Origin of the sequence: Thermopolyspora sp. NPDC052614, assembly GCF_040678635.1 — a bacterium.
Taxonomy (GTDB): Bacteria; Actinomycetota; Actinomycetes; order Streptosporangiales; family Streptosporangiaceae; genus Thermopolyspora.
On record NZ_JBFATZ010000007.1, the window covers coordinates 1,653 to 21,766 of the forward strand.

The 20,114-nt window shown below is 71.7% G+C and carries 16 protein-coding genes and 1 pseudogene; 13 read left to right on the top strand and 4 right to left on the bottom strand.

What is annotated here, in order from left to right; genetic code table 11:
• A pseudogene (locus AB0K60_RS16875) lies at nt 1-653 on the bottom strand (hypothetical protein); the annotation flags it as partial.
• Between AB0K60_RS16875 and AB0K60_RS16880 the strand changes: the two are divergent.
• On the top strand, nt 618-1,901 hold the full coding sequence (locus AB0K60_RS16880) for a hypothetical protein (RefSeq protein ID WP_364054890.1): 1,284 nt from the start codon (nt 618-620) through the stop codon (nt 1,899-1,901). The pseudogene AB0K60_RS16875 and the gene AB0K60_RS16880 sit on opposite strands and share 36 nt — an antisense overlap.
• Nucleotides 1,902-1,991: 90 nt before the next feature.
• Here the strand turns inward: AB0K60_RS16880 and AB0K60_RS16885 are convergent, their stop codons facing one another.
• Together AB0K60_RS16885 and AB0K60_RS16890 are read right to left on the bottom strand one after the other, a co-directional pair.
• On the bottom strand, nt 1,992-2,963 hold the full coding sequence (locus AB0K60_RS16885; protein WP_364054893.1) for an MBL fold metallo-hydrolase: 972 nt from the start codon (nt 2,961-2,963) through the stop codon (nt 1,992-1,994).
• A 117-nt stretch (nt 2,964-3,080) separates the two neighbouring features.
• Nucleotides 3,081-4,343, bottom strand: a complete 1,263-nt coding sequence (locus AB0K60_RS16890; RefSeq protein WP_364054896.1) for a DUF1015 domain-containing protein — start codon at nt 4,341-4,343, stop codon at nt 3,081-3,083.
• Nucleotides 4,344-4,547: 204 nt separating this feature from the next.
• Between AB0K60_RS16890 and AB0K60_RS16895 the strand changes: the two genes are divergently transcribed.
• Both AB0K60_RS16895 and AB0K60_RS16900 read left to right on the top strand, forming a co-directional pair.
• Entirely contained in the window at nt 4,548-4,889 is a 342-nt protein-coding gene (locus AB0K60_RS16895) for a tetratricopeptide repeat protein (protein ID WP_364054899.1), read from the top strand.
• Between the two features lie 56 nt (nt 4,890-4,945).
• Nucleotides 4,946-5,998 (top strand): HAD-IIA family hydrolase, encoded by a 1,053-nt coding sequence (locus AB0K60_RS16900; RefSeq protein ID WP_364054902.1) that lies wholly within the window; start codon nt 4,946-4,948, stop codon nt 5,996-5,998.
• A 498-nt stretch (nt 5,999-6,496) separates the two neighbouring features.
• Here AB0K60_RS16900 and AB0K60_RS16905 read toward each other — a convergent pair whose 3' ends face one another.
• Nucleotides 6,497-6,844, bottom strand: coding sequence for an SCP2 sterol-binding domain-containing protein (locus tag AB0K60_RS16905; RefSeq protein WP_364054905.1), 348 nt, complete (start codon nt 6,842-6,844; stop codon nt 6,497-6,499).
• Between the two features lie 597 nt (nt 6,845-7,441).
• Here AB0K60_RS16905 and AB0K60_RS16910 point away from each other — a divergent pair.
• From AB0K60_RS16910 to AB0K60_RS16955, 10 genes are all read left to right on the top strand, one after another.
• Nucleotides 7,442-7,963 (top strand): hypothetical protein, encoded by a 522-nt coding sequence (locus AB0K60_RS16910; protein WP_364055889.1) that lies wholly within the window; start codon nt 7,442-7,444, stop codon nt 7,961-7,963.
• The gene (locus tag AB0K60_RS16915) at nt 7,957-8,775 is read left to right on the top strand and encodes a TlyA family RNA methyltransferase (protein ID WP_364055824.1); all 819 of its coding nucleotides are present in this window, start codon (nt 7,957-7,959) and stop codon (nt 8,773-8,775) included. Before AB0K60_RS16910 ends, AB0K60_RS16915 begins: the two co-directional genes overlap by 7 nt.
• A gap of 92 nt (nt 8,776-8,867) precedes the next feature.
• A complete protein-coding gene (locus tag AB0K60_RS16920) occupies nt 8,868-9,773 on the top strand; it encodes an NAD kinase (protein ID WP_364054908.1) in 906 nt (301 codons plus the stop codon).
• Between the two features lie 194 nt (nt 9,774-9,967).
• Complete coding sequence (gene recN, locus AB0K60_RS16925) at nt 9,968-11,704, top strand: DNA repair protein RecN (protein ID WP_364054911.1); 1,737 nt, start codon at nt 9,968-9,970, stop codon at nt 11,702-11,704.
• Between the two features lie 503 nt (nt 11,705-12,207).
• Nucleotides 12,208-13,404 (top strand): putative cytokinetic ring protein SteA, encoded by a 1,197-nt coding sequence (steA, locus tag AB0K60_RS16930; RefSeq protein WP_364054914.1) that lies wholly within the window; start codon nt 12,208-12,210, stop codon nt 13,402-13,404.
• Nucleotides 13,401-14,372, top strand: coding sequence for a copper transporter (locus AB0K60_RS16935; RefSeq protein ID WP_364054917.1), 972 nt, complete (start codon nt 13,401-13,403; stop codon nt 14,370-14,372). The genes steA and AB0K60_RS16935 overlap by 4 nt, the downstream gene beginning before the upstream one ends.
• 206 nt (nt 14,373-14,578) lie before the next feature.
• Nucleotides 14,579-15,490 carry a hypothetical protein gene (locus AB0K60_RS16940; RefSeq protein WP_364054920.1) on the top strand — a complete coding sequence of 304 codons (912 nt, stop codon included), beginning with the start codon at nt 14,579-14,581 and terminating at the stop codon, nt 15,488-15,490.
• Between the two features lie 26 nt (nt 15,491-15,516).
• Nucleotides 15,517-17,349 (top strand): lipid II flippase MurJ, encoded by a 1,833-nt coding sequence (locus AB0K60_RS16945; RefSeq protein WP_364054923.1) that lies wholly within the window; start codon nt 15,517-15,519, stop codon nt 17,347-17,349.
• A 55-nt stretch (nt 17,350-17,404) separates the two neighbouring features.
• Entirely contained in the window at nt 17,405-18,508 is a 1,104-nt protein-coding gene (locus AB0K60_RS16950) for a glycosyltransferase family 4 protein (RefSeq protein WP_364054926.1), read from the top strand.
• 254 nt (nt 18,509-18,762) lie between these two features.
• Entirely contained in the window at nt 18,763-19,899 is a 1,137-nt protein-coding gene (locus tag AB0K60_RS16955) for a TerC family protein (protein ID WP_364054929.1), read from the top strand.
• Nucleotides 19,900-20,114: the final 215 nt, after the last annotated feature.

Here is a 20,114-nt window from a genome sequence, read left to right on the forward strand (position 1 = left end):
AGGGCGGTTTCGGGTACCGGGATCGGGCTGCCGGGCGTGGTCCTGGGGGCGGGGATCGTCCCTGGCGTGATCGTGGTGATCGTCCGCAGCGGTCGTTTGGGGATCGTGAGGGCGGTCGCCGTGAGTTCGGGCGTGGTCGGGACGATCGCGGGTTCCGCTCGGAGGACCGTGGTTTCCGGGACCGTGAGGGGTTCCGGGGGCGGGATGACCGGCGTGATGATCGTGGTCGTCCGGGGTCGGGTGATCGGCAGGGCGGTTTCGGGTACCGGGATCGGGCTGCCGGGCGTGGTCCTGGGGGCGGGGATCGTCCCTGGCGTGATCGTGGTGATCGTCCGCAGCGGTCGTTCGGGGATCGTGAGGGCGGTCGCCGGGAGTTCGGGCCTGGCCGGGACGATCGCGGGTTCCGCTCGGAGGACCGTGGTCCCCGAGAGCGTGGTCGGCCCTTCAGCCGGGAGGGCTTCCAGGAGCGGGAGGAGGCGCGTGGCCTCCGTGCGCGGTTCGGTCGTGGTGAGCGTGAGGACTCCGCTGCGCCGTCCCCCCGGGAGCAGCTGCCGCCGGTTCCCCCGGACGTCACGCCCGACGAGCTCGACAAGGAGACCCGGGAAAACCTCCTGTCGATGCCGAGGGATCTCGCCGACCTGATCGCCGTGCACCTCGTCGCGGCCGAGCGGGCGTTGAGCGAGGACGATCCGGACCGTGCGTACGAGCACGCGAAGGTGGCGCGTCGCTTCGGCAGCAGGGTGGGGGTTGTCCGGGAGGCCGCGGGGATCGCCGCCTATCGAGCCGGGCACTTCGCCGAGGCGCTCAACGATCTGCGCGCGGCGCGGCGGCTGCTGGGGGCGGACGACCTGCTCCCCATGCTGGCGGACTGCGAGCGAGGGCTGGGGCGTCCGGAACGGGCACTCGATCTGGTGCGTTCCCCGGAGGCCGAACGGGCCGGGCGGGCCGTACAGATCGAGCTCGCGATCGTAGAGTCGGGGGCGCGCAGGGACCTCGGGCAGAAGGACGCGGCGATCGTCACCCTGCAGCGTCTGCCGGAGCTGCGGGACAGCCGTCCGCGTCCGTGGTCGGCGAGGCTGGCCTTCGCCTACGCGGACGCCCTCGCCGATGCCGGGCACGACGAGGCGGCGGCGGATTGGTTCTCGCGTGCGATGGCGTTCGACGAGGACGGCGAGACGGACGCGGCGGAGCGGTATGCCCAGCTCACCGGCATGGACATCGAGGACATCCAGGATATTGAGGAGGATGTCGAGCAGTTCGACGGTGACGTCGAGGACCGCGACGAATCCGGCTTCGAGGAGACCGACGAGGCGCGGGACGATGCGCTCGATGAGGAGGACGTGCCGGAGGAGACGGCGGAGGACGACTCTGAACGGGACGCGGACGTAGCGTCGGTTTCCGACGCGCGTGGCGGATCCGGCGACGAGCGGGCGGACAATGTGTCCGCGGCCGACGGTGGAGGGGCCGAGGACGCGTCGGGCGTCGGCTCCGACGACGAAGCCGCAGCGCCCGAGGCCGCCGCCGATGCCGCCGAGTCGGCTCCGGCCGACGTCTCCGCCGACCTCGATCTCGATGAGGAGGTACGGGCGAAGCTGGACGACGACGCCGATGACAGTGCCGAGACCGGCGACGCCGATGACGCCCACGACGACGCGGATGACGTGGACGACGTGGTGGACGACGTGGATGCCTCGGACGACGCGGGGGACGGGGAAGCGGTGAGTCCGGCGACCGGCCAGGATGAGGCTGGGCGGGGCGTATCGGCTGCACCGGCCGGGTCCGGCGCGGACGCGGCATCCAATGCCGCAGGCGGCATCGGGCTGGGCCCCGCGTTCATCGAACCGGACTTCGGTGACGATGACACGCGCGACTCTGCGGCGGTGGCGAAGCGCGAGGGGTGAGTTCCCCTGGTCGTGGTGGTGAGCGGCAGGCGCCGCCCCTTCGGGAGGCTGCGCCTGCCGCTCACCACGCTCGAAGGCCGCCGGGCGGGCTCAATCGCCGGTCGAAGGGCTGATCTTGTTGAGCCAGTGGAGGATGCCGGCGACGTTCGACGGGGCTCCGCTGAGCAGTTCGAAGCGTTCGGCGGTGTCGGCGTCGGCGGCGTCGTCGAGCGCCGCGTAGCGTTCCCGGGTGCGGGCGCTCACCATCGCCACCGCGTGGTCGAGGTCGAGCCCCTCGGAGTGGGCCTGTCTGGTGAGGTCCACCCAGACGCGTAGCTCCTCGGCGGATCTCCCCAGCGTCTCCTTCACGTCGCCGACCGGTCCGTAGTGGCTGAACAGCAGGCGCTGCGGGCCCAGCGCCTCGAACAGCGCGATCGAGTCGAGCGCGGTTCGCAGGTCGAAGTCCGGCGGGGGCGTGGCGGGGCGCAGGTCCCCGGTCTCGGGCAGGTAGACCCCGGCGGCGTCGCCGACGTACAGGTCTCCGGTGCCGGAGTCCAGCAGGCCCACGTGATGCTTCGCGTGACCGGGGGAGTAGTGGCTGTCGAGCCGCCTGCCGCCGCCGAGGTCCACCGAGCCGGTGTCGCCGAGCGATCGGATGCGGGCGGCGTCGGTCGGGGCGAGCGTGCCGAACAGCACGTCGAGCTTGTCGCCCCAGACCATGCGGGCGCTGGCCATCAGGCGGCTGGGGTCGGCGAGGTGCCGTGCGCCCTTCTCGTGTACGACGATCTCGGCGGAGGGATAGTGGGCGGCGAGGTCGCCCACTCCGCCGGCGTGGTCGAGGTGGATGTGGGTCACCACGATGGTGGCCAGGTCCTCGGGGCCGACGCCGAGCGACGCGAGCGCGTCGATGACGACCGGCGCGGAGGTTGAGGTTCCGGTCTCGACCAGGCATGGTCGCTCTCCGAGGATCAGGTATCCGGCGGTGATGCCGGAGAACCCGGCCATTCGCGTGTCGATCTCGTAGACGTCGCCGCCGAGCGGTGTGACGTTGTCCACAGCGCACCCCTGGGTGAGAACCGTCATCCACAGAATGACGTTCAGATCTTTGCGCCACCAGCCTACAGACGCAGACTGTCCCGACAGCGCGGCGGGAGAGACCGTGCGGGCCGGAGAAAGGGGCGGTCAGTGGTCAGGAGTTCCTCAGTCGGTGAAGAACGTGCGCAGGACGAGACCTGTGCGTGGCTTTGGCCCGAAGGAGGTGGATTTGCGGGGTACTTTCTCGCCCTGCGCGGCGACGGCCAGGACGTCCTCCGCGGGCAGCGGCCTGAGCAGGATGGCGGTGCCGGAGGTGTCGCGGGCCAGGCGCACGGCCTCCGCGGCGTCGTGGTGCACGATCAGCACCGACCGCTCGTCGTCCGTCACGCCCCAGACCTTCGGCAGCAGGAACTCGGTGAGCACCGAGGTGCCCAGGGACCTCCAGCGCGGGGAGCGCCCGGGGGGCATCGCGCGCTCGACCTGGACGGGGTCGGGGTCGGTGAGCAGGTGCGCGTGTCCCTCGCCGGCGAGCACGAACGCCGGCCCGGGCGCGGTGGCGAGCCCCGCGAGGGCGTCCTCGAGCTCGGTGAACTCCTGGACGCGGCAGGCGCCCTTGGCCCGGTTGACGGCCTCCGGCAGCGGGAGGCCGGGCACGACCCGGTGGATGGCCTTGACCTCCGGCGGGTAGGCGGTGGAGTCGACGAGCAGGGCGAGCCCGAAGTCCCAGGGCCCGTTCGACGCGCCGGCGGCGTGCCGTTCCTGCTGAAGGAGCCGGTAGGTCGCGTAGCGGTGGTGACCGTCGGCGATCAGCGCCTGCCGTTCGCGCATGTCGGCCGCCGCCGCCTCGATCTCGTCCGGGTCCGTGACGGCCCACAGGCGATGGCGGGCGCCGTCGGAGGTGCGCACGTCGATCAGCGGCATACGCGTGGTCGCCACGTCGTCGACGAGACGGGAGGTCGTCCCGCCGCCTTCGTACAGCAGAAAGATCGGCTCAAGGTTCGCCTCGGTGGTGCGCATCAGCCCGAGGCGGTCGGCGACGAGGCCGGGCACGGTCTCCTCATGGGGCAAAATGATCTTCTCTTCGGGGTCGGACAACCCGACGTTGCCGATCAGACCGCGCTGCAGGAAGCCGGGCCCGCTCTGCTCGTAGACGTACAGCGCAGGCAGGTCGTCGACGACCAGCACCCCCTCGGCCAGCCACGCGCGCAGCGTGTCCCGGGCCTCGCCGTAGCGGTGCCGGTCGAAGCCAGGAAGGATCAGGCGCACCACGTTGTTGGGATGGACGTCGAGAAGGTTCCGCACCTCATGCGGTGAGATCAGGTCATACGGAGGAGTGGTGGCCGCCGCCAGGTCGTCCACCGCGTAACGCACTCCCCGCAACGGACGTAGCAGCAGTCCGTCCGGTAACGGCAGTTCGGTACTCCGCATAACGGGCATGCTCCCATAAAGGCCTGGATCATTCTGGGACTGCCCCGACGATGTAGCGGTGCCCGGTTTGTCAGGGAATCGGGAAGATCTACCGTCTGAAGGAGGCCTCACGTAATGATGCAAGGACGAAACAACGCGTCTGATTCCCCCGGTCACGGCTCTGGGGCGCCCGGCGGCGACGTCTACGACTGGTTTCAGCGTGGCGTGAAGCTTCTGGAAGAGGGCAGTCCCGCGGCGGCGGCGGCCCTGCTGGAGCGGGCGGCCGACGCCGAGCCGGAGTCGCGCAGCATCCGCGAGGCGCTGGCGCGCGCCCAGTTCAACTCGCGGCGGTACGCCGACGCCGTGGACAGCTTCCGCTGGATCGTGTCTGCCAACCCCACTGAGGACTATGCCTACTTCGGCCTTGGGCTCTCCCTTTGGCGTACCGGCGACATGGAGGGCGCGCAGGAGCCGCTGGCGATCGCCGTCGCCATGCGCCCCGACATACGGCACTACGCCTCGGCCCTGAAACAGGTCCGCGCCACCCTAGAGGCAAGGCGCGCGTGACCCATGACCCGAACCTCCCGCCCCCTGCCCGCCCATCCGCCTCTACCCTGTCCCCCGTGACCGATTTGTCTCCTGGTTTCCCTCCGGGCGCCGCCGATAAGGCCCTGGTCGACTTCTACGACGCGTTACTGCTGGATCTTGACGGGGTCGTGTACCTGGGGCGGCGGGCCGTGGCGAAGGCGCCGGAGTCCTTGACGAAGGCGGCGGAGCTGGGCGTGCGCCTGGCCTACGTCACCAACAACGCCTCACGTACACCGGGGGCGATCGCCGAGCACCTGGCCTCCCTCGACGTGCCTGCCGCGCCGGAGGACGTCGTCACCTCGGCCCAGGCCGCCGCCCGCCTCATCGCCGAACGGGTGCCGCCGGGGTCGCCGGTGCTGGTGGTGGGCGGGATGGGACTGCGTCAGGCGCTCCGGGCACATGGCCTGCGTCCGGTCTCCACCGCCGCCGACGCCCCGGTGGCGGTGGTCCAGGGCATCGCCCCCGACCTCTCCTACGGCCTGCTGTCGGAGGGGGTGCTCGCCGTACGGCGGGGAGCCTGGTTCGTGGCGGCCAACGGCGACACCACCATGCCGACGGGGCGGGGCGAACTGCCGGGGAACGGGTCCATGAGCCGGGTCATCGCGACCGCCGCAGGCGTGGAACCCGTCGTGGCGGGAAAGCCGGAGCCTCCGCTGCACCGCGAATCGATCCTGCGCACCGGCGCGCGGCGTCCGTTGATCGTCGGGGACCGGCTCGACACCGACATCGCCGGCGCCAACCGGGCCGGTGCCGACAGCCTGCTCGTGCTCACCGGCGTGACCACCCCTCTCGACGTGCTCACCGCCATCCCGCCTCACCGTCCAACCCACCTCGCCGCCGATCTGGAGGCTCTGCATCGACCCCGCCCCGTGGTCGCCCCCGGGACCACAGGGTGGACATGCGGGGGCTGGACCGCCCGGTGGAACGACGGACGCTTGAGCCTCGACCGCCCCAACCCGGTCCGCGACCCGGCCGCCGACCCGGTGGACGGCCTCCGCGCCGCCTGCGCGGCGACCTGGGCGGCCGTCGGAGACGGACACGCCGAAGACGACGAGGTCAAGGCCGCCTTGGCGATCCTGGGCCTGTGACGCATGAGCATTCCGATCGGCGTCTCCGATCGGCGTCCTCCGGCGGACGGCGACGGATGGGGGCACCCCACATCGTCCCCCGCATGGCGCCGCACCCACATCCGCGCCCCGCCACGCTGCCGCCCCGCACACTGCCGGGCAGTGCGGAGTCGGCCCTTGGAAACGCCGTCGCGGCGGCGATCGCCGCGCCGATCTTGCCGCCGCTGGCGTCTCCTGCTCCGGTGTGCGTGCCTCACCGGAGCGGGCCCTCCGGGAGGGGGTGCTCAGCCCCGCGGGCGGGCCCGGCGATCGCCGCGCCGATCTTGCCGCCGCTGGCGTCTCCTGCTCCGGTGTGCGTGCCTCACCGGAGCGGGCCCTCCGGGAGGGGATGCTCAGCCCGGTGGGTGGCCGGTTTGACCGAGGTGCCGTTGGGCGCCTCCACCGGCCCTCGGTGCCGGTCCCGTTCGCCGGTGCCCGGGCGGCGTCTGGCGAGCCGGGGTGGGGGCGGGACGGTTGGGATCAGAGGAGTCGGCGTAGGCGGAGAAGGTCGCCGAGGCTGGCGTCGATCTTCACACGGCCGCCGAGTAGGGCGCGGGCCATGTCGAGTTCCCCGTTGATCAGCCGGATGAGATCATCGCTGGTGATCGTGAGTCGGATCTCGGCTTGGCGGCCGTCCGGGAACGGCGTTTCGGTGAAGGGGCCGAGGCCGTCGTGGTGGATCCGGCCGTAGAAGGTGACGTCGAGATCCGATAGACGGCAGCTTAGGGTGCGTTCTACGACATGTTTGGAACGGGTCTCCTCGTCCACCTCGTCGAACTGCTCGACGAGCTTGTCCAGCGCCGCCCGGCAGTCCTCGACGCTCGCCATCAGTGGTACCCCTCTTCCTGTGACCGGTCGAAACCGTATCTACCTACGGACCGTAGCGGTTCCCGGTGATGTCGCGCGCGACCTGATGGGCGGACATTCGAACATCAGCATCTCGACGTGGATCACAGTTTTCAACTATCCGCGTCGGCGAACCTGACACCCGCCCCAGGATCACGTGTTGGCGACGGCCGTGCACCGGGGTTTTTCGGTCCCGGCACTCTTTTCATAGCGGGTCGAGTGACGTGGGCGACGAGTGGGATGGAGGTCGCGGGGAGCAGGGGCAGGCGCCTGAACCAGATGATCGCTGCGCTCGTATTCGCGAAGAGATCGGGAGATGCGGAACGGACGCGTGGAGGGGGGCGCGGGAGAGGTGTGGAACCGGCGCCTTCGGCGCGCCCGCCGCGTCGGTTCGCATATGCGGCCTTCGCGGGCTCGATCACGATGCCCCCGGTCACCGCGCCACGTTATCCACAGGATGGCGATCGGCGGCGCCCGGCGGACCTGGGGACGGCTAGGGTCGGGGCAGGCACGATGGACGTGTCGCCGAGGTCCGCCGCGAACGCGCGGATCGGAACGACGGCGAGGGTGAGGAGAAGCATGATCGAGAGCGGCGGCGATGGCGCGGAGCGATCGCACGCCTCCGCGTTCCCGCTGGCCCCGGCCGTTGGGATCGAGCCGGCCGTTGGGATCGAGCCGGCCGTTGGGATCGAGCCGGCCGTTGGGATCGAGTCGGGCGATGCCGGAGGCGGCATGCGCGGCGTCGGCTCCGTCGGGGACCCGGGCGACGGGCTGGGTGACGGGCTGGGCGACAGGCTGGGCGACGGACCGGGGGACGGCGAGGAGGCACGAGTGCGCTCGTGTCTCGCACCGCTGGACCGACTGGCGGCCTTGCCGGTTCGCGAGCACGTCGCCGTGTTCGAGCAGGTGTTCAGCGGCCTGGAGTCCACGCTGGCCACGGTGGCCGGGGAGGGCCGGGCCGAGGCCGCCGCGGCGAGTGCCGTCCGTGCCGCGGGAGGATCGGTCGTCGATGGCGGCGAGGCGGGCACGATCGTCGGCCGCGGTGCGGTCGGCGTGGCCGGTGGATTCGTCGGGTCATCCGGTGGAGCCGTCAGATCGTGAAGCGCATTCGGCTCGACAGCGAGCTGGTTCGGCGAGGGCTCGCGCGTTCCCGCGAGCACGCGGCGCGTCTCATCGAGGACGGACGGGTCACGGTGGGCGGCCGGGCCGCCGCCAAGCCGGCCACCCAGGTCGATCCGGCGGCCGCCATCGTGGTCGCCGAGGCGGATGAGGGGCCGGACTACGTCTCGCGGGGCGCCCACAAGCTCGCCGGGGCGCTGGAGGCGTTCGGGCCGCTCGGGCTCACGGTGCGAGGGCGGCGCTGCCTCGACGCCGGGGCCTCCACCGGCGGCTTCACCGACGTCCTGCTCAGGAACGGGGCCGCGCACGTGGTCGCGGTGGACGTCGGGTACGGACAACTCGCCTGGTCGCTGCGGACGGACGAACGCGTCACCGTGATGGAGCGGGTCAACGTCCGGGATCTGACTCCGCAGCTCGTCGGCGAGCCCCCCGATCTCGTGGTGGGCGATCTGTCGTTCATCTCGTTGCGGCTGGTGTTGCCGCCGCTGTACGCGTGCGCGGCGCCTCGGGCGGACTTCGTGCTGCTCGTCAAACCCCAATTCGAGGTGGGCAAGGGGCGTGTGGGCCCGGGCGGCGTGGTCCGCGATCCGCGGTTGCGCGCCGAGGCGGTGCTCGACGTGGCCGGGGCCGCCGAGGGGATCGGCCTGTCCGTGCGAGGCGTGACGGCGAGTCCGCTGCCCGGTCCCTCGGGCAACGTGGAATATCTCCTCTGGCTGGGAAAGGGCCCTGGTGCCGACCCGGTCCACGACGTCCGGGCGGCGGTGGAGCGGGCGGTCGCGGAAGGGCCGCGATAGGCGATGGTGGAAGAGCCTCAGCAGTGGTTGGTCGGTTCGGGAGCCACCGGGTCGCCCCGGAGGCGAAAGCCCGCTGAACGGTTGGAGCCAACATGAATGCCAAACGGTCGGTCTTGCTGAACGTGCACACGGGACGCGAGGCTGCTGTCGAGAGCGCGCGCCTGGTCGTCGAACGGTTCGTCCAGGCGGGCATGACCGTGCGCGTGCTGAGCGACGAGGCCGACCAGATCGCCTGCGCCGGTGCGGAGATCGTGCCGCGCGGCCCGCAGGCGGTGGCCGACGCCGAGATGCTGATCGTGCTCGGCGGCGACGGCACGCTGCTGCGGGCGGCCGAGCTGGCCCGACCCTCGAAGACGCCGGTGCTCGGTGTGAACCTCGGGCACGTGGGCTTCCTGGCCGAAGCCGAGGTGGAGGACCTCACCTCGGTGGTGGACGCCGTCGTCAACGGCGACTACCAGGTGGAGGAGCGCATGGCCATCGACGTCACCGTGCGCAGCAACGGCAACGTCCTGGCCTCCACCTGGGCGCTCAACGAGGTCACCGTGGAGAAGAGCGAGCGCATGCTGGAGGTCGTCGCCGAGATCGACGGCCGGCCGCTGTCCCGCTGGGGCTGCGACGGCGTGATCTGCGCGACCCCGACCGGCTCCACGGCCTACGCGTTCTCGGCGGGCGGGCCGGTGGTGTGGCCGGAGGTGGAGGCGCTGCTGCTGGTGCCGATCAGCGCCCACGCCCTGTTCGCCCGCCCGATGGTCGTCTCGCCGCGATCCATCATCGCGATCGAGGTCCTCCCCGGCTGCCCGCCGGGCGTCCTGTGGGCCGACGGTCGCCGCAGGATCGACCTGCAGCCGGGTGTCCGGGTCGAGGTCTGCCGCTCCAACACCACGGTACGGCTCGCCCGCCTGCACGGTATCGAGCACAGCGGCGCCCTGTTCACCGACCGCCTGGTCGCCAAATTCGGCCTCCCCGTCCAGGGCTGGCGCGGGCGCGTGCGCCACTAGTGCGATGTCCGGGAACGTTCGGCGACGAGTGTCGCGGCGGACGGCGGCCGGGGTGCTCGCAGGCCCCGGTCGCCCGCCCGATCCGGAGATCGCCGCGTGTCCTCGGCCGACACGCGGTCATCGAAAATCTTGGCGATTAGCGCGTAGGATCGATCCCGCACGAGCTGAGATCGTGGCGGAACGGGAGGGGACCAGTGCGGCCCAGGGTCGAGGAGGTCCGAATCCAGGGACTCGGTGTCATCGACGAGGCCGTCCTGGAGCTGTCGCCGGGGTTCACCGTCGTGACGGGGGAGACCGGCGCGGGCAAGACCATGGTGGTCACCGGGCTTGGCCTGCTGTTCGGCGGTCGCGCCGACCCCGCGCGGGTGCGCCCCGGGGCGGACAAGGCCGTCGTCGAGGGCACGCTCGTCGTCACCCCCGGCGGGAGGGCGGCCCGGTATGTCGAGGACGCCGGCGGCGAGATCGAGGACGGCCGTCTCATCATCTCGCGCACGGTGTCGGCGGAGGGCCGCTCACGGGCCTGGCTCGGCGGCCGCACCGTCCCGGTGGGCACGCTGACCTACCTCGCCGACGAACTGGTCGCCGTGCACGGCCAGATGGACCAGCAGCGCCTGCTGCAGCCCGGCAGGCAGCGCGCCGCCCTAGACAGGTACGCGGGCGAGGAACTGACCAAGGCGCTCGCCGCGTACACCCAGGCGTATAAGAGGCACAAAGAGGTCACGGAGCTGCTCGACGAGCTCACCACCAAGGCGAAGGAGCGGTCGCAGGAGGCGGCCATGCTCCGCTTCGGCCTGGAGGAGATCGAAAAGGTCGACCCCAAACCGGGCGAGGACGTGGCGCTGCGCGAGGAGGAGGAGCGGCTCTCCCACGCCGACGCGCTCAGGAACGCCGCCGAGACGGCCCACATGGCCCTGCTCGGCGACCCGATGGCGACCGCACAGGCGGCGCAGGACGCCGCGACGCTGCTCGGGCAGGCCCGCTCGGCGATCGAGGGCGTGCTCGACTTCGACGCGACGCTGGGACCCATCGCCGACCGGCTCGCCGAGGCCGGCTACCTGATCTCCGATGTCGCCACCGACCTCGCCGCCTACTCCGAGTCGGTCGACGCCGACCCGGCGCGGCTCGCCATCGTGCAGGAGCGCAGGGCCATGCTCACCGGGCTCACCCGCAAGTACGGCGGGGACGTGGCGGCCGTGCTCGCCTGGGCGCGGGACGCGGCGGCCCGCCTCGGCGACCTGGAGGGCGACGACGAGCGCATCGAGGTACTGCTGCGCGAGCAGGACGACCTGACCGATCGGCTCACCGAGCTGGCGGGCGCGCTCACCGCCATCCGTCAGGCGGCGGCCGAGCGGTTCGGCGAGGCCGTCACCGCCGAGCTGTCCGCGCTGGCGATGCCGCATGCCCGGGTCGTGGTGGCGATCTCACGCAGCGAGGAGTTCGGCCCCTACGGGGTGGACGAGGTGGAGCTGCGGCTGTCCGCCCACCCCGGCGCCCCGGCGCTGCCGCTGGGCAAGGGTGCCTCCGGGGGCGAGCTGAGCAGGGTGATGCTGGCGATCGAGGTGGTGTTCGCCGGAGCCGACCCGGTGCCCACGTTCGTGTTCGACGAGGTGGACGCCGGGGTGGGCGGCAAGGCGGCGGTGGAGATCGGGCGGCGCCTGGCCCGCCTGGCGCGCACCGCCCAGGTGATCGTCGTGACCCACCTGCCGCAGGTCGCCGCGTTCGCCGACCAGCACCTGGTGGTGGAGAAGGCCGGTGACGGCAGCGTCGTCCGCAGCGGCGTGGTCGCGCTGGACAAGGAGGCGCGTGCCCGGGAGCTGTCCCGGATGCTCGCCGGCCTGGAGGACTCCGAACTGGGGCGCGCCCACGCCGAGGAACTCCTGGCGATAGCCGCCGCGGACAAGACCGCCGCCTCCGGGACCCCGGTGGGATAGCGTCCGTCGCCGTGAGACGCCCGCGCACCTTCTTCCCGGCGAGGCGAGGCCCGTCCACGCCCGGGGCGGTCCCGCTATACGACCCGCCAAATGCCCCGCCAATGACCGCTAATGACCCGCAAATGACTCGGCGGTGACACCTTCAGGGCCCGGCCGCCGCGCCGTACGTGGGGGCGGGACTCGGCGGGCGTCGGCGCGCGGGTGACATGGGCCGAGACGCGTGGCCTTACGGCCAGGAAACAGGATGAGAGATAGTCTTTTCCGCGACCTGGCCGGGGTGGTCCGGTAAAGCACTTGCCCGGTATGGGCAACTGTGGTGGTTTGGTGGGCGGGGACACGATTGATGGTTGATCACGGGGGTAGTCGCCAGGCATCGGCCCCAAGGCCGCAGTACGGGGAAATCGCCCGTTGACGGTGATGAACTGGCACGCTGACAGTGACAAACGTGACACGCCGCGTACGACGAGGTATCACGGCGTGTTCGCTCTGGCAGGATGGTCTTGATGAAGGTGCCGACCTTTAGGGTTCCGGGCCTCCGCCGCTGGAGGGGCGATGACCTTCCCGGGGTGACGGCAGTGGCGAGGATCGATCGACGGACCAAGAGACTGACCAAGCGTCTCAAAGCCGGGGAAATCGCGATCATCGACCATGTCGACATCGACCGGGTGAGCGCGGAGGCGCTGGTGGCATGCGGTGCGGCGGCCGTGGTCAACGTGGCCTCCAGCATCAGCGGCCGGTACCCGAACCTCGGCCCCAAGATCCTGCTGGAGGCGGGCATCCCGCTGATCGACAACGCCACCCCGGAGCTGTTCGACCGGGTGCGCGACGGCGACACGCTGCGCGTGCACGAGGGTCAGGTGTACGCCGGGGACGAGATCATCGGCAAGGGCGAGCCGCTCACCCCGGAGAGCGTCGAGTCCGCGATGACCGAGGCGCGCGCCGGGCTCTCACTGCAGATCGAGGCGTTCACCGCCAACACGATGGAGTTCATCCGCCGCGAGCGGGAACTGCTCATCGACGGCATCGGCGTACCCGAGATCCGCACCCCCATGGAGGGCAGGCACGTCCTGGTCGTGGTCCGCGGCTACCACTACAAGGAGGACCTGGCCACCCTCCGGCCGTACATCCGCGAGTATCGGCCCGTGCTCGTCGGAGTGGACGGCGGCGCCGACGCGCTGCTGGAGTCGGGCTATCAGCCCGACATCATCATCGGCGACTTCGACTCGGTCTCCGCGAAGGCGATCACCTGCGGCGCGGAACTGATCGTGCACGCCTACCGCGACGGCCGAGCCCCGGGGCTGGAGCAGGTGCGCCAGCTCGGGCAGGAGGCGGTGGTGTTCCCGGCGGCCGGCACGAGCGAGGACGTGGCCCTGCTCATGTGCGACGCCAAGGGCGCCAGTCTCATCGTGACCGTGGGCACCCACTGGACGCTTGAGGAGTTCCTCGACAAGGGCCGCTCGGGCATGTCGAGCACCTTCCTCACCCGGCTGCGGGTCGGCAGCAAGGTGATCGAGGCCAAGGGCGTCAGCAGGCTCTACCGCAGCCGCATCTCCACCGGGTCGCTGCTGCTGCTCGTCGCGACCGCCCTGATCACCATCGCCGTCGTGCTGTGGACCGCACCCGTCGGCAAGGTGTGGCTGAACGGGCTGCGTGACTCCTGGAATGGTTTCATCTTCTGGCTGGTCGGACTGTTCTCGTGATCGATTTCCGATATCACCTCGTCTCCATCGTCGCGATCTTTCTCGCGCTCACCGTCGGCATCGTGCTCGGCAGCACGGTGCTCCAGGAGCCGCTGATCAGGTCGACCGAGGAACTGACCGCGCAACTGCAGCAGAGCAATGACGATTTCCGGAAACAGAACACCGGCCTGTTACGGCGGGAGGCGGGGTACGACGCGTTCGTCACCGCCGTCGCCCCGCAACTGCTGCGCGGGCTCCTCACCGGCGAGCGCGTGGTGATCGTCGAGGCGCCGGGCTCCGACGCGGAGATGATCGAGCCGGTCACCGAGGCGCTCGTCGCCGCCGGGGCCTCGGTCACCGGGCGGGTGACGCTCACCGACAAATACCTCGCCCCCGACCAGTCGGGCCTGATCGACCAGCTGGCGGCCACCGTCAAGCCCGCCGAGGTCACCTTCCCCGAGCAGGCCACCCCGTACGACAAGGCGGCCACCGTGCTGGCGGGCGCCGTCGTCACCGGCTCATCGACCGAATCCGGCAAGAAGGACGCCTCCTCCTCCGCCGTGCTCGGCGCGTTCGAGGACGCCGGGCTGATCAGCATCGACGAGGACCCGGCCCAGCGCGCCGGCATGGCCGTCGTGATCGCCCCGACGGCCGTCTACGAGGGGCAGAACGCCGAGACCGAGACGGGCGCCATGGTGGCGTTGGCGTCGGCGCTCGACTCCGCCGGGAAGGGCACCGTGGTCGCCGGGACGACGGCGGCGGCCGGCTCCGGCGGCGTCCTGACCGCGATCCGCGACACCGGAGAGGTCGCCACGAACGTCTCCACCCTCGACACCCTCGACATGGCCGCCGGTCGCGCCGTGCTCGTCTACGCGCTGCGCGAGCAGCTCGACGGCGGATCCGGCCAGTACGGCCTCGGCCCCGCGGCCGGCTCCTTCCTCCCCACCGCCTCGCCGACGCCGTCGCCGACGGCCGGTTCCGGGGGCTGACGGGGCGGTTCCGGGGGCCGATGGGGGCGGGTCGTGCAACGTTTCGGCCGCGCCGTTCGCGCTGTCGCGTTCGCGGTGGCAGGGTGAGCATCGCGGTGCGTTGCCCGACCCGGTCTCCGGCAGGCCCGGTCCGGTCACCCGCCCGCGCGGGCCGCCTGCCGGCCCGAACCGCAAGAGCGTGAGAAGAACTGGAGAAGGGACCTTCCGTGGCGCGTTTACTCTCCCGCGCGTTCCTCGGCGCCGTGGCGGGCGCCGCCCTGGGCGCGGTCGCGGCCCGCGCGGCGTACTCGGCGTTCGGGCGCAGGCCGCCGATCGGCGACGAGAAGACCTGGACGCGGACCAACCACCGCGGCGAGCCCATCACCCTGCTGGAGGGTCCCGCCTTCGTCGCCGGGGCGGGCGCCGCGGCCGCCCTCGCGCCCGGTCTGTCGCTCCGGCAGAAGGCCGCCGCCGCGCTCGCCGGGCTGGGCGGGGGCGCGCTCGGGGCCTACGACGATCTGTACGGCACGACGTCGTCCAAGGGCTTCAAAGGACACCTGACCGCTCTGGCCAAGGGCGAGGTGACCAGCGGATCGGTGAAGATCCTCGGCATCGGCGCGACCGGTCTCGCCGCGGCCGCCCTGGTCTCCCGCGGCCCGGCCGACACGCTCGTCAACGGCGCCTTGATCGCCGGCAGCGCCAATCTGGCCAACCTGTTCGACCTGCGTCCCGGGCGCGCCATCAAGGTGGGGCTGCTCGCCGGAACGCCGCTGCTGGCCGCGTCGCTGGCGAAGGCGGCGCGCGGCGACGCGGGCGCGGCGTCCGCGGCGGCGCTGACCGCGATCCCGCTGGGCGCGGCCGTCGTGCTGCTGCCCGAGGACCTGGGCGAGCGCGCCATGCTCGGTGACGCGGGCGCCAACGCCCTCGGGGCGCTGCTGGGCCTGGCCGCCGCGGCACGGCTTGGCCGTACCGGCCGCTGGACGGCGCTCGGCACCGTCGTCGCGCTCACCGCCGCCTCGGAGAAGGTGAGCTTCACCAAGGTCATCGCGGGCAACCGGATCCTCAACAAAATCGACATGCTGGGCCGCCGGCCCGCACCCGCACCGCTCCCGTCCACGGCGGGGGCGCTCACCCCCTGAGCACCACCTTGATCGAGAACGGCCGCATGACGCCTCGGGCGGCGAGGAGGCTGGGGCAGGGGATCGCCGGGGCGGCGGTTCTGATCGCGGTCATCACGATCGCGGCACGGGTGACCGGGTTCGGCAAGCAACTCGTCCTCGCCCGCACGGTGGGGACGAACTGTCTGTCGAGCGCCTACTTCACCGCCAATCAGGTGCCCAACCTCGTCTTCGAACTGGTCGTCGGCGGGGCCTTGGCGGGCATGGTGGTGCCCGTCCTGGCCGGCGCGGCGGCGCGCGGCGCGGACGCCGAGGCGGGCGAGGAGGCGCGAGCCGCCGCGCGGGCCGACGTCGGGCGCATCACCTCGGCGTTGCTGACCTGGGTGCTCGTGGTGCTGGTCCCGCTGAGCGTGCTCACGGCCGTCGCGGCCGAGCCGGTGATCACACTGTTCACCGGCGATCATGTGAGCGGCTGCGACACGCAGGGGATGGTCGAGGTGGCCGCGCGCATGCTGGTGGTCTTCGCCCCGCAGATCCCGCTGTACGGCGTGGCCGTCGTGCTGTACGGCGTCCTGCAGGCCCACCGGCGTTTCGGCCCTCCCGCCCTGGCCCCGCTGGTGTCGAGCCTCGTCGTCATCGTCGCCTATCTGGCGTTCCCGCCGCTGAGCATGGGCGTCATCGAGCCCGGATCGCTGCCCCTCGCGGCCGAACTGGCGCTGTCGGTCGGCACCACGCTCGGCGTCGTCGCCCTCGTGGCCACCGTCATCGGCCCCGTCCGGCGACTCGGCCTCCCCCTGCGTCCCACGTTGCGCTTCCCCGGCGGCGTGGCCGTCCGCGTGCGTCGCCTCGCCGTGGCCGGTCTCAGCGCCCTGGTCGCCCAGCAGGTGGCGATGGCCTTGGTCATCCTCCTGGCCAACCGTGAGGTCGGCGGGGGCGCCCTGGCCGCGTACAACTTCGCGTGGGCCATCTACCAGGTCCCGTACGCCGTTCTGGCGGTCCCCATCGCCACCAGCGCCTTCCCCGCCTTGTCCGCGCAGGCGGAGGGCCCGGAACCGCAGGCCGCGGGGGAGACGGCGGGCGACGCCGCCGCCTCTGGCGACGCGGGGGCGTTGAGCGGCGTCCGGGTGGGCGAACCGAAGGGCGCAGATTCCCCGGCGGGGGGCGAAGCGGACGGGTTCGCGATCCTGGCGGCGCAGACCACCCGGGCGGTGGTGCTGGTGTCCGGGCTGGCGGCGGGAGTCCTGGCGGCGGTGGCGATGCCGCTGGCGGACGTCTTCATCGACGGTATGCGCGGCGCGGTTCCCGCCTCCTGGTTCGCCCGGTCCATCGCCCTGTTCGCACCGGGATTGATCGGTTACGGCCTGATCGCCCACTTGAGTCGGGTGCTGTATGCCTGTGGCAAGGGCAGGGCCGCCGCGACCGGGACGGTGGCGGGCTGGGCGGTCGTGATGGCCGCGCAGGCCGCGCTCGCCGTGGTCCTTCCGCAGGACTGGAAGCTCGGCGGCCTCGCCGCGGGCAGCGCGGCCGGAATGACCGCCGGGGCCGTCCTGCTGCTCATCTCGGTGATCCGTGCTCGGGGCGCCGGGGCGGTGGCCGGGCTTACGCGGGCGGCGCTCGCCGCCGTGCTCGGCGGCGTCGCCGGGTATCTCGCCGGTACGGCGGTCGTCACCATCGTCGGCGACACCGGCGTCTGGGGGAGCGTGATCGTCACCGCCCTGGCCGCCTGCGTGGCGGTCCTCGCCGGAGCGGGTGTCGCCGGGGTCGTGGACCTTCCTGATGTTCGTGCCGCTGTCACCCGCGTGTTGTCCCGCGGGTCCCGTACGGCGTCCGGGCGCGCCGCGGACAAGCCCGCGACCCATGCGGGCGGGGGCAAGCGGTGAAGCGCCGGCCTCGGCTTCGGGGCGGCGATGAGGGACGGGTTAGTGGGGTGGGGCGATGAGTGAGGGCGTTGCGGCGGGCGGGCGGCCGATGCGGATCGTGCTCGGGCTTGGTACGAGCGCGGGCGGCGTCGGGCGGCACGTGCGGATGCTGTGTGAAGGGTTGAGCGGGCGGGGGCACCAGGTGGTGGTGGCAGGGCCACGCGCCACCGAGGAGACCTTCGGGTTCGCCGGAGCCGGGGCGCGGTTCGTCGAGGTTCCCGTCAGCGACCGTCCGCATCCGGCGAGGGACGTGCGCGCCATCGCCCGGCTGCGGAGGGTGGCCGCGAAGGCCGACGTGGTCCACGCGCACGGCCTGCGGGCCGCGGCGCTGGCGGCGCTCGCGCTGGCGGCTAGCCGTACGCGGCTGGTCGTCACGCTGCACAACGCGCCGACCTCGGGCGGGATGATCGGAGGCGTCTTCGCGGGTCTGGAGTGGATCGTCGCGCGACGGGCGGACCGGGTTCTCGTGGTCTCGGCTGACCTGGGCGAGCGCATGCGCGATCGGGGCGCGGGCGACGTGGCGCCCGCGGTGGTGCCGGCCCCCGCCCTGCGTCCGGCGTCGCGGTCGCCGCAGGAGGTGAGGGGCGAGCTTGACGCGGGGCTGCGGCCGATCCTGCTGACCGTCGCCCGGCTGGCCCGGCAGAAGGGGCTGGAGACGCTGCTGGACGCGGCGGCGGGGCCGTACGACGAGGATCCGCTGTTCGTCATCGCGGGCGGGGGACCGCTGGAGCAGGACCTTCGGGCGAGGATCGACCGGGAGAAGCTCCCCGTTCGGCTGCTCGGCCACCGCGACGACGTGCCGGACCTGCTCCAGGCGGCGGACGCCCTGGTCGTGTCCAGTCGCTGGGAGGGGCAGCCGCTGATCGTTCAGGAGGCCCTCCGGGCGGGACGTCCCATCATCGCCGCCGCCGTCGGCGGGATCCCGGAGATGGTCGGCGACGCGGCCCTGCTGGTGCCCGCGGAGGACGCGGCGGCGCTGCGGGACGGCGTCCGCCGGCTGCTCGCCGATTCCGCCCTGGCCGCGCGTCTGGCGCAGGCGTCGGCCCGACGCGGCGGGGCCCTCCCGGGGGAGAACGAGGCCGTGGAGGCGGCCCTCCGCGCCTATGCCTTGCCCGGTTGAGTCGTTCATGTCCGGAATATGGGGACAGCCAGGGGTGTTGTACGGCGCGCACACCCACCGGGCGGTGCGCTGACCAGCCGATTAGGTGGGGTGGCACCCGGAATCTATACTGGCCGGGTTGGAGGGGAGTATCCCTTCGCGGCAGTTCCGTCATCACGGTTGCCTTTTGGGATGAGGCACCCGGGGCTGTCGGTCCGCGACGACGCGGGCGGGAGAGACCTTCGGTCGTTTCGCCATGCGTACCGGAGGTTCCCGTGGATGTTCCCGTATGGTTGTGGGCCGCCGTCATCGGCGGCCTTCTCGTTGTCCTCGCCTTCGACCTGTGGATCGTCGACCGAGGTGAGCCACGCGAGTTCTCGATGCGTCAGGCCGGCTTCTGGGTCGGTTTCTATGTGGCTCTTGCGCTCCTGTTCGGCATAGGGTTGGCCGTCTTCTATGGGGGCGACGCGGCGGGAGAGTTCGCCGCCGGATATCTCACCGAGTACAGCCTGAGCGTTGACAACCTGTTCGTCTTCTACATCATCATGGCGCGCTTCGCCGTACCCCGGATATACCAGCACAAGGTGCTGCTCGTCGGGATCGTGCTCGCGCTGGTGATGCGGGGCCTCTTCATCGCGGTCGGCGCCGCGGCGCTGCAGCGGTTCTCCTGGCTGTTCTACATCTTCGGCGCGTTCCTGCTCTACACCGCGATCAACATGCTGCGCGGGCACGACGACGAGGAGGAGTTCAAGGAGAACATCATGCTGCGCTGGGCGCGGCGCGTGTTCCCCACCACCCCGGCCTTCGTCGGCTCCAAGATCACCGTGCGCATCGACGGCAGGCGCATGGTCACCCCGATGCTCATCGTGATGATCGCCATCGGCACCACCGACCTGCTGTTCGCGGTGGACTCGATCCCGGCCATCTTCGGACTGACGCAGGAGGCGTTCATCGTGTTCACGGCGAACGCGTTCGCGCTGATGGGCCTGCGGCAGCTCTACTTCCTGCTGGGCGGCCTGATGCAGCGCCTGATCTACATCAGCTACGGCCTCGCCGTCATCCTCGCCTTCATCGGCGTGAAGCTGGTCCTAGAGGCCCTGCACGGAGACGGCGTGCACTGGGCCCCGGAGATTCCCATCTGGCTCTCGCTGGCGGTCATCGGCGTGACCATGGTCATCACGACCATCGCCAGCCTCATCAAAGCGGGAGTGGACAAGCGGCGCGGCGCCGCTCAGGCTGCGACGCAATCCGCTCTGGAGCCCGAGGCGTCCACGGACCCCCCTCAAGTGTCCCCCTCAGCGTCCCCCTCAGTGTCCCCCTCAGTGTCCCCCCAGGTGTCCCCGCAAGTGCCCCCGCAGGCTCCCCCGCAGGAGCCCGCGCAGGATTCCCCTCAGCGGTCTCCGCAGGGCTGAGGACCGCCTACCCTGAAGCGGTACGCCCCTGAATCCGTACGAGCCTGTGCGGTCTTCGCGTCCCGGGTGGCCGAGGCCGTACGGGCCGAACGGGTGGAGCCGGTCGCGGTTACGTGCGGGTGAGGTGCACGTCTCCTCCGGACAGTCAGATCTGACCCCTCGGGCAGATCGAGGGGTCAGGCCGCCCGTGGACGCCGTCGCAGGCAGGCGAAGAG